The following is a 13,695-nucleotide window of genomic DNA, read 5'->3' on the forward strand; positions in this document are numbered from 1 at the left end:
AACTCAGCTCCCTTTTTCACGCGGCGTTTTGGAAACGAGGTTTACGAGGCCTGCGATAGCGCCGCCGCCATATAAAGGAGAAAGCGAACCTTTAATTACTTCTGCCTGTTTAAGATCGAGCGGCGCCACCTGCATCAAACTTAAGCCCCCGGAGAATCCGGCATATAAAGGAAAACCATCGCGCAACAGTTGTGTATATCTGCCGTCAAGCCCTTGTATCCTTATACTTGAATTGGCAGATGTGGCAGATGTTTGCTGCGTTTGAATGCCGGTACTTTCATTCAGCATCATGCGTATATCACCAGGTTTCATATTAGCCTTTTCTTCCAGTTCTTCGCCCGATATGGTTTCAACGCGTGTTGGAATATCGCCGATGGTGCGGCTGGTTCTTGTTGCAGTTACCACTACATCATCTTCCTGTTCTTCCGCTTCATCCAGCAATATCATTACAACATTTTCATTTGGCACGTTGAGCTTTATTGTTTTTTCTTCAAAGCCTATATAAGAGATTTTAATATTGTAAACACCCTTTGCAATGTTTGTAAAAGCAATCATGCCAAGGCTGTCTGCTACTAATGTTTTATTGATGGGAACAATAGTAGCCGTGGCGCCTGCAAGCGGCGTTTTATCTTCAGTAGTTTGTATGGATAATTTAATGGTGTATTGAGAATATGCTATATGCGCATATAACATTACCATGATTAATAATAATAGTTTCTTCATGTAAAAAAAGTTGGTTAATAAATGCTGGATTGCGCTGAATTATTAACCTAACCGCGGAGGCTGAAAAAGCGATGGATGATATTCTGATGAAGAAGAAAGGTAGTAATCGTTATAAACAATCTCTTTCCTGAAAATAGCAGGCTCTATTGCAGCGATAATATTATTGGTAAAATTGTGTGCAGATGAGCAAACACAGAAAGGTGAACAATTATCGCAATTGTTTTTTTGCTTATTGTTTGCAGCCTGTTGGATTTGCTGTTTCTCTTCACATTTGTCAAAAAAAGAGCAGGGCACAATTATGCTGAACAAAATATATAAAAGTAATATGGAGCAGAGCCATTTTTTCACGGCGCAAAAATAGTTAAACCATTAAGTAAATAAATTATACCGGCCAGTTAATATTGACTCAAATATTGATTAGCGTAAAAGCTTTAAGATTAGTGCACATTAATGCATTCAATATGCGCAATAAAAAACCGCGCTGAGTTTTTCAACGCGGTTTTTGGTGAGACTTCTACTATTTATTTCCTGCCGGCGAAGCGGCTTAATAATTTTAAAATTTCAATGTACAACCAAACCATGGTTACGAGCAAACCAAAAGCGCCGTACCATTCCATATATTTGGGAGCGCCCATCTCAGCGCCTTTTTCTATCATATCAAAATCTATGATAAGGTTTAAAGCAGCAATAGCAACAATAAACAATGAAATGCCAATGCCTAATAAAGAGCTGTCGTACATGAATGGAATATTCACGCCAAATACTCTTAACAGCAATGTAATAACATAAAATATTGCAATGCCTGCAGTGGCGGCAAATATGGTTGATTTGAATTTTTCGGTTGCTTTTATCACCCTGAAATTATACAGCAGGAACATGGCGAGTGCCACGCCAAAAGTTAAGCCCACAGCCTGCATAACAAGGCCGGGATATTTTTCGCTGAAAGCATCATTCAATACAGCCGATATGGCGCCAAGAAAGAGGCCTTCCAATATTCCGTAAGCCGGTGAAAGATAAGGCGCCAGTGTTGGCTTAAAACAAATAGCCAATACAGAAATTAAACCGCCAATTATACCAACCCACATTAAAGTGGTCATGGTTTGCGACTGGTTGTTATAATACAAATACCACGTATAAGAAGCTGCGGCCAGCACCATAAATAAAAGAAACCCGAATTTTCCAATAGAGCCGCGGACAGTCATAACGCCGGTATCGCTTTGATCCAGCGAACGGCTGAAAATTTTTTGAGATAAGGTTGGATTATCTGATTGAAAAAGTGCCATAATTATTCATTTTTAGATGCGTGAAGATAGCTGAAAATTTATTTGAAGAATAGTTAATTTGTATATGTAATGATGGTTTTTGACAACCGGTTCAATAGCTCACAGCTGAAGCCTGATAGCTCAGCTATTTCTTATCACTCATATAAAACACGAGCTTTCCGCCATTCATAATTTCATTGTATGTGATGTATAAACGGTCAAGCGGTTTATCATTTAATAATACTTTTTTTACGTAAACGTTTTTATCGCTTTGATTGATGGCCTGCACTTCGAATGTTTTACCATTTTCCAGTTGCAATACAGCACCATCAATGGCAGGGCTGCCAAGTGAATACTGCCCGCTGCCCGGTGCCATAGGATAGAAGCCAAGTGTAGTAAAAATATACCATGCACTCATCTGGCCGCAATCATCATTGCCACCCAAACCATCAGGGCCGGTGTGATATTGCTTTTGTAAAATCATGCGCACACGTTCCTGTGTTTTCCAAGGCATGCCCGCATAATTATATAAATAAGCTACGTGATGAGAAGGCTCGTTGCCATGCACATAATTGCCGATAATGCCATCGCGGGTTATATCTTCCGTCTCTGCAAAAAATTCATCGGGCAAATGCATGGTGAATAAAGAATCAAGGTGCTCAACAAAACGTTTTTTGCCGCCCATCATTGCTATTAATTGTTCCGGCTGATGCGGCACATATAAACTGTAATTCCATGCATTGCCTTCAATAAAACCCTGGCCGTTTGTAGTAAGCACATCAAATTCTTTTCTGAAACTTCCATCACTTAATCTTGGCCGCATAAAATGAACAGAAGAATCGAATACATTTTTAAAATTTTCAGAACGCTTCATGTATTCGTTGTAAACATTCATCCTGCCAAGCTTCTTTGCAGCCTGCGCCAAACTCCAGTCGTCAAAAGCATATTCAAGCGTTGTTGAAACAGCAGTTCCGTTTTTATCAATAGGAATATAGCCTTTATCAAGATAATAATTTAAACCATCATAATTGCGGTTGCTGCTGGTGGCAATACAGGCATCTAATGCTTTATTCGCATCAAAGCCTTGTGTGTTTCCTTCAACAATAGCTTCTGCAATTACAGGCACACTGTGATAGCCGGTCATGCACCAGTTTTCATTGGCAGAATTGCTCCATACCGGCAGCATGTGTTCGGCGCTTTGGTTGTAATGCGCCAGCATGGAATTGATCATATCTGCATTGCGTTTGGGTTGAATTAAATTGAGAAACGGGTGCAAGGCGCGGTAAGTGTCCCACAAAGAAAAAGTAGTGTAGTTGGTAAAGCCATCTGCTTTATGAATGTTTTGATCAAGCCCGCGGTAAGAGCCATCCACATCCATATAAGTTGTTGGATTGATGAAGGCGTGATACATAGCCGTGTAAAAATTTATTTTCTCCTCATTGCTTTTTGACTGAATGGCAATTTTGCTTAATTCGTTTTGCCATTGTTGTTGTCCTGCATTTTTAACGGCATCAAAATCCCAGCCTGGCGCTTCAGCCCTTAAATTCATTAATGCATTATTGGTGCTTACCGGCGATAAAGCAAATTTTATCTTTATTTTTTCACCTTCTTCTGTTTTAAAATCGAAATAGGCGCGTATTTGCTGGCCTGCTATTTCAGGGAAGTTTTTTGACTGGTCCCATCTTCTCCAAAACCCGCGGTACACCTGCTGTTTGGAAAAATTTTTATTGCCGTAAGCAATAAATGGCTTTGAAAAACTCATGGCAAAATATAAATACCTTGTTCTGCCCCAGCCATTGGTTTGGCGAAAGCCTGTAACCAATGTATCGTTTTCAATGCGTAAATAAGTCCATACATTTTTGCCTTCATAATTATAAATACCGCTCATTAAATCGAGGATGATATGAGCGTTGTCGCTTTTAGGAAAAGTATATTGATGAAAGCCGACCCTTGTGGTTGATGTAAGTTCTGCAAGAATATTATACCGGTCTAATTTTACTTTATAATAATCTGCTTCGGCTACTTCATTATCATGAGAAAACGGCGAGCGAAACCCTGATGCCGGATCGCTTGCCGTGCCGGGATTTAGCTGCAACGCGCCCACTGTTGGCATTACCAAAAAATCACCCAAATCAGAATGGCCGGTACCGTTAAAATGCGTGTGGCTAAAGCCTACAATAGTTTTATCATCGTATTGGTAACCGGCGCAATATTTATACACGTCGGGATTATATTTTCCATTCATTTCATACGGAATGGTATCTGTATCCGGGCTTAACTGCACCATGCCGAACGGAACAGTTGCACCGGGAAAAGTATGCCCCATGCGCTGTGTGCCGATTATCGGTTTTACATACTGCACATAATTTTCATGATTGTTTTGGGCTGAAGCAAAAAAAGGAATAGCGAAAAAGAGAAATGAATAACGTTTAAACATCAGCGTTGCTTTTAATAATTGAAGTGCCGCAAAGCTGCTGATAATTTTTGAAAGAACGCATTAAAACAATTGGTTAGAACAAAAGCTTAAGAATTGATATAAGTGGCTTTAGAAATAATTTCCTTAATGTTATTATCGAGTATCTCAGCAGATTCCTGCAAATAATGTATCAGTTCTTTGGTTTCTTCATCGGGCACTTTGGTTTCATCAATCAAACTGGTTAAAGCCAGTATGTTTGCCAGGGGCGCCCTTACTATATGCGCATTCAAATAAGCTATGTCTTTAAGCCGGGCATTTTGTTCAGATACTTGCTGTTCCTGCTTTTCAGCCCTGCTTTTGGCTTCTACCAGTTCTTCTTTGGTTTTTCTTTCAAAATATATACCTATATAAGCAAAAACACTGCATAGAATAGCAGCGGTTATGCTGTTAAAAGTAAAACGGGAAGGGAAAGTCCTGAGTGATAAATGCTGCCAGGTGCTGGTGCGCTTGCAAAACAAAATGCAAATGCAAAACGATAGAACTGTAAAAGTGAGATAGATGATAGTTTCTGTTTGCATGCTCTTGCTGTTGCTTAATACAAAAGGGATGGCAAAAAGCAGGGCGAAATAATAAAGAAAGCCGCCCATATCAAGGCCTTCCGCAAAAACGAGCAGGCCCATAAATATATCAGAAGAAATAATAAGGATGCTGATGATATGTTTTGTTTGTCCCTGGCGTATAAAAAATAATACAATGCACAATGTGAGGGCAAATAATAAGCCCAGTAAGAAAGAGATGATATGGCCCCTGAAAAAATTAATTCCAGCGTTCATTAATATAACAAACAAGGCAAAAGCTGCAAAACGAAACAACTTTGTTTTCTGTTTCAGAACAATTTCCGGCTCGTTTATCGAAGTCATTAATATTGGATTTTTAAGGCCAAAGCCACTTGTAATATGAACTTTTTCAAAGCGGTAAAATTATCCTTTTAAACAATTCGTGGTTATAAAACTATATATGTTTTACTTAATTATTGTGCACAGGCATGTTTTAGCGAATTGCAATTAACTCTTATTGCATTAAAGCACAAAGCATTCCTTTTGGAATGCCTGTGCCTGTTCAAATAACCGGAAATTAATGTTTAGGGTAAGAATTGATTTAATTCATATTGTACGGATAAAAACGGGATAAATAATGCTTGTTTTCATGGAGATACGGATTAAGAACGGACTTTTACATGTGGTTTTGAGGATACGGATAAAACGGACTAAATAACATGGAAACGGTACGGATTTAAAAACGGACTAAGTAATAACAGGCAGATAAAAAAATGGTTAAGAAGCCAAAAAATTCTGCAAGAAAAATTTTATTCAGAAAATTTATTTTGATTGATAAAGCCGGCTTTAACAGGATAGCAGTTATGTATGATAAAAAAGAGAAAACCAGGCTTATGCTAAAACCATACATAAGCAATTTTGCTGCAGATGCTGCCTGGCTAACATCCTGTGCGCTGCTGCCGGTTAGGTTTAAAGAAATCAATGCAAACAGGAGAATGCCGCTAAAGTTTAATATAAGCAACACAATGCCGTAGGGTGGTTTTTTTGCCATTGAAATTGGTTTATCGTGTTATTAGATTTGGTTTTGGGAGCAGTTGGCTTTACTCGCTTTCAGCTATGCAACCTTGTTATATTTCTCTATAATAACATTACTGCATTTATCAAGCATGTGAAATACTTCGTGAAATTCTTTCTCGCCGTAATGAAAAGGATCAGGAACATTTTCATTGCTGCCAGCGTTCATTTCATTCATTATGAGTTTTACTTTACCGAGATTGATATTTTCAGGATATCTTGTTTCAATAATATCTTTTATATCGGCAGACATTGCATAAATAATATCAAAGTTCTCAAGGTCTTCTTCAGTAAAAAGCCTGGCCTTCTGATCTGATATATCAACACTATTCATCAAAGCAACTTTTTGTGAAAGCTCATGCGGCGCTTTGCCAATATGATAAGCCGCGATAGCCGCACTGTCAACAAACCAGTTTAAGTTTTCAGCCTGGGCTTTGGTTTTTAATATGCCTTCAGCAAGTGGCGACCTGCAGATATTTCCCTTACAAACCATCAGAATTTTCATGTGTTATTGAATTTGTAATGCGAAAATAGTCCGGCACAGAGGCCTGCTTAATCTTAATCGTTGAATGGGCCAGATTTATCGTTGAATGATTTATTCTCCCGACGAACTGATGAAAAATGATTTTTAGGCTTAGGCGGGAATTAAAGTTATTGCCATAAATACGCAGGTATTTATCCTGCATCTTATGGCAACAATTATATAAGCTTATAAAATTATTTTAAGGCGATTTTTTATCTAATAATCACGCACTAACAAGAAAGCAGCGTGCTTATTCGCCCGTAATTTCTCCTTTCTTTTTCCTGCTGTGACGCTTTACTATAAAAGTTAAAGACAGCATTTGTTGCTGGGAATAAATTATTACCCCGTTCAACGCTGATGTGTCATTGCCTGAAGCGAACCATTCATTTATGCTGTAAGGAGTTATTTAAATTCCTTTCAGCAGCGCTTTATATTTTCTTGCCCTCTTATTAATACTCCTCCTGTGTACCAGGTTCAGCATCTTAATAGTTTTGGTTTCACCGAAATACTTTACAAGCGTTTTAATTAAAAAATTGTTGTTCATTATTAATCCCTCCTTTTTTGTTATACATTTTGCCGTAGCGAAGCATAAAAAAACCGGTCGTTTTTGCGACCGGTTTTCCTTTCCATAAACACCTGTTATTTATGCTGGATATAATCCGGTCGCCTATAAATGCCCTTAGATGTTTTTTCTGAATTTTTAATACTACTGTTAAGCGATATACACCAATAGCGTTGCATTGATAACAGCATGTAATCAAACATTGTAAATCGTGTATGTTGCTTAGGTTTCAGTACTTGTATTTTAATATTTTATAATTTTTTATACATTATTACTATCCATTCAAATCTGCAAAAAACATAAAAAAAGCCCCGCATTTTTTGCGGGGCATTTTTATGTTTTAATTCGTTCTTTACAAATTATATGAATTGCATGCCCCGCAAATGGTATAGCTCATTGTTGAGCTACACTTATTTGTAAAATCAATATGTAATGATTGTCGTTGCATGATAATTTTTCAACTGCAAAGATCGCATTATTAGTTTCATACTACCAAATTTTAAGAAGTAATTTTTTCAGAATACTCCTTTTTTACTTGCAAAAGGCAAGTAATTGTGCATGGTTTGCTTTGCCCTGTTATTTTTTTGAATAAGAAAGTTGCCTATAAAAATCAGGTAATAGATTTTATTAATTCTCTGAAGAAATATTTTATAGTGAGGCGGGCGTTTTGGTTAAAGCATGCCCAAACAATCAAAATGCATAATAAACAGATGGCAGTGGTTTTGATTTGTTTGGTGTTCATCAGGGCAATAATTTATTAGTATGTTTCGCATACATTGGAATGTTATAAATAAAACATTTTTAGCTAAACAATTCCATAGCTAGTTGTTGAAGCTTGATCCCAGCATCTTCTATTTTTTCCCTATCAGATTTATCAGTGTAATAACTTCGGTCAAAATCAAATGCCCCATAAATATCAACCATACAAAGAGCTAATTTTTTAGGAACAGCTAATTCATTTTTGTAATGATCAATTAATAACTCTAATGCACGAACCGTTTCTTGAAATTGTTCTTCATCCAACCCTAATCTATCGCTAAGTTTATTGGACAAAGAATTCATCCCTAATATATTCTCATAAACTATAAATAATGCATCCTGCTCATTCATGACCTTTACGTTTAACTACATTTTATAACTGTAATTTTAGTTGAAGGAACATGACCTTCAACTAAAACTTCCTGCGAATTAACTGCTCTGGAATATGGTCTTCCTTTTAATCCTGCCTGCTCTGCTTTTTCAGCAGTAGAAACATCCACAATACTTCTATTTCCCATAGCGTCTTCAATAACATCATCAGTGTCAAACATAACTGTAGTTTGTCCTTCCTGTCTCCACTTTTCTGCAACAGTAGGATCTGTAGTCGTTGACATATATTGCGAACCCCCAAAGTTTTCTTTACTCCCATTCATGATATGACCGCCTGGCGACATGTCCCTCCCTGGATTTTTTGCCGATAAGCCTTCGCTTATATCTTCGTCAGGCCGCAAATTTCTATAAACGGGAATTAACCCAATCACATCAAACCAAACAAGAGTATCTACAACATAGCTATATAATCCAAGGCCGCCATTAATTCTTATCGGGTCTTTAGAAATATACAACCCTTCCTCCGCACTATAATACCTAAACCTGTTATAATACAATCCCGTTTCTTCATCTTCATATTGCCCCTGGTACCTGAACGGGCAATCCGTTAAACCTCCAATATACTGCTTCCTTAGCTTTCCATAAATATCATATTCAACACTCCAGGTTTGCTTACCGTTTGCATCATACATTTCTACCGGCGTGCCAAGATAATCTGTAATAATGCTTTGCTGTTTTCCATTTTCTATTTTGGCTGCAGGCTTGAATGTTCCTTCATCAAATATCCAGGTTATTAAATTATCAATGGGCTCCGTTTTGTTCTTACTTACTTCTCCATATTCATCAATGATTGTTTGCGGCCTTTCTTTTACAGCATACTTCCATTCATGCAAAGGCGTGTTGCCATCCCAAACCCAGCGGGTAATATTGCCATTGCAAATTTTTACAGTCCTTCTGCCCAAAGCATCATATTCAAAATGAACTTCTTTTCCATCAGGTTTTATAACCTGTTTCAGCATGCCATTACCATTCCATTTATATAACCATTTAACGCCATCCTGTGAAGTTTTTGAAATAAGGTTGCCTTCTTCATCATAGTTATACTTTACACCATCACTTTCAAGCAACCTGCCGCTGTTTCCATATTTTCTATCTTTCTGTTCTTTTGTTTTATAAAGATTGCCCACTTTATCAGGCATGCGGTAATCGTAAAAATTATCTTCATACCTGGCCCATGCAAGATTGCCGAAATCATCATGACCATATTGCACAGTGCCTCGTGTAAGATTATTCACCATGCTTTGCAGCCGGTCGTTCACATTCCATGAATAGCTGCGATGCCGCAATAACTTTGAGCTATTTCTTACTTTCTGATCAAGCGGGCGACCTGCATGGTCGTATTCAAATGAAGAAATAATATTGCCCGGCAGCAATCGCTCTGTTTCAAAGCCAAGTGCGTTGTATTTGAATTGCGCTTCCCAGTTTTCACCGGCTGCATTGCCTGCAATCATGCTGCTTACAAAACCGGCTTTATTTCTTTCCAGTTTTATCGATGCGCCAAGAGAACTTTTAACTTCAATACGCTTACCCAGCTTGTCATATATGCTTTCTACAAAGTATTCATCCTGGCTGTCTTTTATAACCCTGCCCAGCGCATCGCGTTCAATTATAACATTGCTGCTTTCATTTGCAGCTTCAATCAACTGGCCGTTTTTATTATAACCATATATTTCCCAACTGCCATCGCTGTATTCGGCACGGGTAAGGCGGCCTGCAACATCATATTCATATTCTGTGAACCTGTTACCGGGCCTGTTTACGCGGATAACTTTACCTGCCCTGTCGCGAACATAATCGCGGGCTATTCCATCAAAACCAATCTCCCGCACAATTTTGCCTCTTTCATCATATTTAAAACGATAGACTTCATTTTGTTCATTCAGCAATGAAACCAAGCGTTCCTCAGTATTATAATTGAATTGTATCCTTGTTCCATTTTCTTCCCTTGACTGCAAACTGCCCAACGGCGTATATTCAAACTTTACGCGGTGGTGTGCATCTTCAGCATACAACACTTCTTCATAAGCATTGTATTGCAACTGAACTTTATTGCCATCATATTTTTTAATTCTTACCACACGGTCCAAAACATCATACACAAAATCTTCAGATTGCCTTTCAGGGTTTATTGCCCTAACGCATCTTCCCCAGGCATCATATTCCCAGCTTGCTTCAACGCTATCCGGCAAAATCATTTTAACGAGATTGTGATCATCATCATATTGCAACTGCGTTTGCTGGCCTTTATTATTTGTAATTGTTTTTATCAGGCCTTCAGCATCATATTCATACGCCGTAACGGCGCTATCAGGCGCAACAACAGCTTTTAATAAGCCATCTTTATTTACATATACGGTGGATTTACCTTCAGCATCCGTTATCATTTTCAGCTTGCCATTATTATCATATAAATAATTAATAGCAGTGCCATCGGGCTTTTGTACAGCAATCATATTACCACGGTCGTCATACACATAACCGGTTATATTGCCTTCTTCATCAATATCACGGTAAGGTTCCATGAACTCTGTATATTGATGAAACACTGAATTGCCCAATGCATCTGTCTCCTGCACACATAAATCATTCTCATCGTAGTAATAAGTCTTTTGTTCACCCAAAGAATTCGTTACTACATTAAAGCCTTTATGATATTCAATACGCCCTTCCAGTATGCCGCCATCGCCCCAGGTATGCACACATCTTGCACCTGTTTTTAAACCATCATATTTCCAGTAGAAGGTTTGACCGTTCCGGTCAGTTTTTTCAATCATTAAATGGTTTTGGTAAACAATAGAAGTAGTTTGTTCTTTTGCATCGGTTATGGCAATAAGGTCGCCAGCTTCGTTGTAACCATATTCAACCATGGTTCTTTTAAAACCTTTATGTTGTGCTGTAACTTTTGTAATGCGATTGAAGTTGTCTAACTCAAGTAAAATTTCACGGCCTGCTGTATCTGTAATCTTATTAAGTATATAATTAGCATTGTAATGAAATTTTATCGAAAGGCCTGTAGCGCTGCGAATACTTACCTGTTTAAAAACGTTAGCCTGCATTCTTTTGAACAAGTATCTCAATTGAGTTTTATGATCGAACAATTCATAATTATTCCTGTTTTTACAGGTGAGTGTTAATTTCTCAAACCTGTTATAAAATGTTTCTTCTTCTGCTACTATTAAAGGAAAAGCAGTAACCCTTCCATCAGGTAAATAAACGCCTATTCCTTTATCTTCCTCAAATACGTGTAATGAAAGATCATAGCTTAAATGTGTGCCATGGCCGAGCAAGCCTGTATAATCAGAATCTGAATACCAGCTTCTCTCCCATTTAATTGGAATGGGGCCGGGCAGTTCAAAATCGCAGCCCTCATATAAAACACTGCCGTTAATAAGATTTACAGGTTCAAACCCATGTTTGCAAAGGAATTTTGAAAGGCTGTTGGTTGAACCAAGTTTCTTTTTAAGCAGTTGGTTAAGCTTCGTCAGCGCTTTCTTTATCAATGCACCGCCCACTTTCATTAACGCGCTAAAACCATACGACATTACAAGCGCCATTATCATGCCCATTAAATCGGGAACATAAGGCCCCCCAACAATTACAGGTTTGCCGCCGGGTATAGGAATGGTGGCAGAAGTTGGCGCATACAAAGATGGAACGGGTTTGAATTTTTTTCCTGCTGAAAGCGAAAGCGGAATACCAATATCGTTACACGTCATCAGCATAAAACCACCTGCGCTGAAATAAGAACCTTCTGCTTTTACACGCGGGCTGCCAAAGAAATTCTTTGCATCATGACCAATCATGGGCGCCATAGCAAAAGGCCCGCCAATGGGTATATGCGCTTTGGTGCCAAGCATACCGCTGGTGCCCGAATTTCCCCTCGGAATAGAATTTACGTTTACCGTTGCGCCTATCTTCGGTATCCAGTCCATCGGGTCGAATACCAGGCCAATAAAAGGATGCGGTACAGGAACCGGTGCACCCAGTATCACTATCATGTGCACGTCAATTCCTATAACCGGTAATAAATGTTTATTCGCAGGCAGCATAATTTTTAACTTAACATCTACTGTACAACAAAAGATTCCCGCATTTTTATGGATGATGCGCCAGGTTTTTTAACCTGCTCTTTCCAATCATCGCCATAAATTTCTTTAAACTCATTATCCGTTTGTTTTGCCTCTTCCCATTGCTGGTTATCTTCCAGCCATTTCATATAATCATAAGCTATTACAGCAAAACTGCTGTTCTCCAGCTCTTCTTTCTGCATAAAATCTTTAATGGAATAAGCCTTCTTTAAAAGCTCTTTATAACGAAGTGGTTCATTTTTTTTACTGAGATTGTATGCCTGCCAGTAAGGCGTTAATGCCATTGCCGCCAGTTGATATTCCATTGCAAGGTCACCTTGTTTTTCATAAGCGGTTATAGCATCCTTCATTTTTTTCTGAACCTGCTTACTGGCGCCGGTATATCCGTAAAACTGTATGATGAGCGGCCTGCATGTTGCTGCTTCTGTTTGTAAACCTTGTTTTGCAATTGTCAAACCTGAAGATAATAATGCATCAATTTTATCATGCACTTTAAAATTAAAAAGCATGCCCGCATAAATAATATGCGCCGTGGCAAACATGCTTCTCATACCACTTCGTTGCGTTACAGTTAAACCTTTTTCACCCCATTTATTCACTTGTGTTATATTCTTATGCTGAACGGCTTTGCCCATTTCCAGCATGCATTCCCTGAACTGTATTTCGGGCGAATTGGGGTCGCCCATTTTAGTGATTTTGTTGATGGCGCCGTCAAGGTCGAGACTGATGTGCAATGATTTTGTGCTATCGGGGAATCTTGCAAAAACGCTGTCGAAATAATATTCGCCAACATGGTCGAAAAGCATAAAGGTTATGTTTTCAGGAATATCTTTTTTTAAAAGAGAAACCAGCCAGCGTTTCAAGCCTTCCATATCATGAATGCTGTAAGGAAATAATGCCACTATAAGCCGCATATTATTGCCAATCATTTTTGCATGAAAGGCCGTAAGCATTTTTATAAGCTGATCAGTTTGGTCTATGCTATTATGTTCAGCATTCTCCGGCAAAAAGCTTTCAGCATTCCAGTCAATTGTTTTATTAACCGATACTAATTTCTGCTGTGTTTTCTCATCTCTTGTATAAGCCTCAATCCAATCTTTTATTAAATCCGCAGCATATATTCTTTCATTTTTAAAGGGCGTTAACATGGTTACCAAAACTTCAGGCAAAGCACCATGTTCTGTTGATTCAAGTTTTAAAAAACCTTCGAATAATCTTGCCTGGTCAGGCTGAATAAGCCAGCGTGCTATTTTTATTTGCGGATAAGGAGAAACTTCATCTATCCATTTTTGCTGTATCTGATGAATGAGCCCGGCTATTGGATTATGTTCAGAGGCCATA

The 13,695-nt window shown here is 38.4% G+C and carries 10 protein-coding genes; all 10 read right to left on the reverse strand.

Annotated features, from left to right (window positions below):
* Window positions 1-3: 3 nt before the first annotated feature.
* Complete coding sequence (locus tag BM015_RS21785; protein WP_245751166.1) at window positions 4-723, reverse strand: TonB-dependent receptor; 720 nt, start codon at window positions 721-723, stop codon at window positions 4-6.
* A 42-nt stretch (window positions 724-765) separates the two neighbouring features.
* Window positions 766-1,071, reverse strand: a complete 306-nt coding sequence (locus tag BM015_RS21330; protein ID WP_143075724.1) for a DUF6660 family protein — start codon at window positions 1,069-1,071, stop codon at window positions 766-768.
* Window positions 1,072-1,244: 173 nt separating this feature from the next.
* On the reverse strand, window positions 1,245-2,006 hold the full coding sequence (locus tag BM015_RS01840; protein ID WP_090653920.1) for a Bax inhibitor-1/YccA family protein: 762 nt from the start codon (window positions 2,004-2,006) through the stop codon (window positions 1,245-1,247).
* A 124-nt stretch (window positions 2,007-2,130) separates the two neighbouring features.
* On the reverse strand, window positions 2,131-4,422 hold the full coding sequence (locus BM015_RS01845; protein ID WP_090653922.1) for a GH92 family glycosyl hydrolase: 2,292 nt from the start codon (window positions 4,420-4,422) through the stop codon (window positions 2,131-2,133).
* Between the two features lie 86 nt (window positions 4,423-4,508).
* Window positions 4,509-5,321 (reverse strand): hypothetical protein, encoded by an 813-nt coding sequence (locus BM015_RS01850; RefSeq protein WP_090653924.1) that lies wholly within the window; start codon window positions 5,319-5,321, stop codon window positions 4,509-4,511.
* 373 nt (window positions 5,322-5,694) lie between these two features.
* Entirely contained in the window at window positions 5,695-6,009 is a 315-nt protein-coding gene (locus BM015_RS21335) for a hypothetical protein (RefSeq protein ID WP_143075725.1), read from the reverse strand.
* A 63-nt stretch (window positions 6,010-6,072) separates the two neighbouring features.
* Window positions 6,073-6,537 carry a low molecular weight protein-tyrosine-phosphatase gene (locus BM015_RS01860; RefSeq protein ID WP_245751167.1) on the reverse strand — a complete coding sequence of 155 codons (465 nt, stop codon included), beginning with the start codon at window positions 6,535-6,537 and terminating at the stop codon, window positions 6,073-6,075.
* Window positions 6,538-7,918: 1,381 nt separating this feature from the next.
* Window positions 7,919-8,227 (reverse strand): hypothetical protein, encoded by a 309-nt coding sequence (locus BM015_RS01870; RefSeq protein WP_090653930.1) that lies wholly within the window; start codon window positions 8,225-8,227, stop codon window positions 7,919-7,921.
* Window positions 8,228-8,238: 11 nt separating this feature from the next.
* Window positions 8,239-12,315, reverse strand: a complete 4,077-nt coding sequence (locus BM015_RS01875) for a DUF6531 domain-containing protein (RefSeq protein WP_090653932.1) — start codon at window positions 12,313-12,315, stop codon at window positions 8,239-8,241.
* Window positions 12,316-12,332: 17 nt separating this feature from the next.
* Window positions 12,333-13,694, reverse strand: coding sequence for a hypothetical protein (locus BM015_RS01880; RefSeq protein ID WP_090653934.1), 1,362 nt, complete (start codon window positions 13,692-13,694; stop codon window positions 12,333-12,335).
* Window position 13,695: the final 1 nt, after the last annotated feature.

It is taken from the genome of Parafilimonas terrae, from assembly GCF_900115755.1.
Taxonomy (GTDB): domain Bacteria; phylum Bacteroidota; class Bacteroidia; order Chitinophagales; family Chitinophagaceae; genus Parafilimonas; species Parafilimonas terrae.

Bases quoted from the DNA above. Each gene is read 5' to 3' on its own strand.
- BM015_RS21785 (WP_245751166.1), bottom strand. From the start codon at position 723: ATGAAGAAACTATTATTATTAATCATGGTAATGTTATATGCGCATATA.
- BM015_RS01840 (WP_090653920.1), bottom strand. From the start codon at position 2,006: ATGGCACTTTTTCAATCAGATAATCCAACCTTATCTCAAAAAATTTTC.
- BM015_RS01845 (WP_090653922.1), bottom strand. From the start codon at position 4,422: ATGTTTAAACGTTATTCATTTCTCTTTTTCGCTATTCCTTTTTTTGCT.
- BM015_RS01850 (WP_090653924.1), bottom strand. From the start codon at position 5,321: ATGACTTCGATAAACGAGCCGGAAATTGTTCTGAAACAGAAAACAAAG.
- BM015_RS21335 (WP_143075725.1), bottom strand. From the start codon at position 6,009: ATGGCAAAAAAACCACCCTACGGCATTGTGTTGCTTATATTAAACTTT.
- BM015_RS01860 (WP_245751167.1), bottom strand. From the start codon at position 6,537: ATGAAAATTCTGATGGTTTGTAAGGGAAATATCTGCAGGTCGCCACTT.
- BM015_RS01870 (WP_090653930.1), bottom strand. From the start codon at position 8,227: ATGAATGAGCAGGATGCATTATTTATAGTTTATGAGAATATATTAGGG.
- BM015_RS01875 (WP_090653932.1), bottom strand. From the start codon at position 12,315: ATGCTGCCTGCGAATAAACATTTATTACCGGTTATAGGAATTGACGTG.
- BM015_RS01880 (WP_090653934.1), bottom strand. From the start codon at position 13,694: ATGGCCTCTGAACATAATCCAATAGCCGGGCTCATTCATCAGATACAG.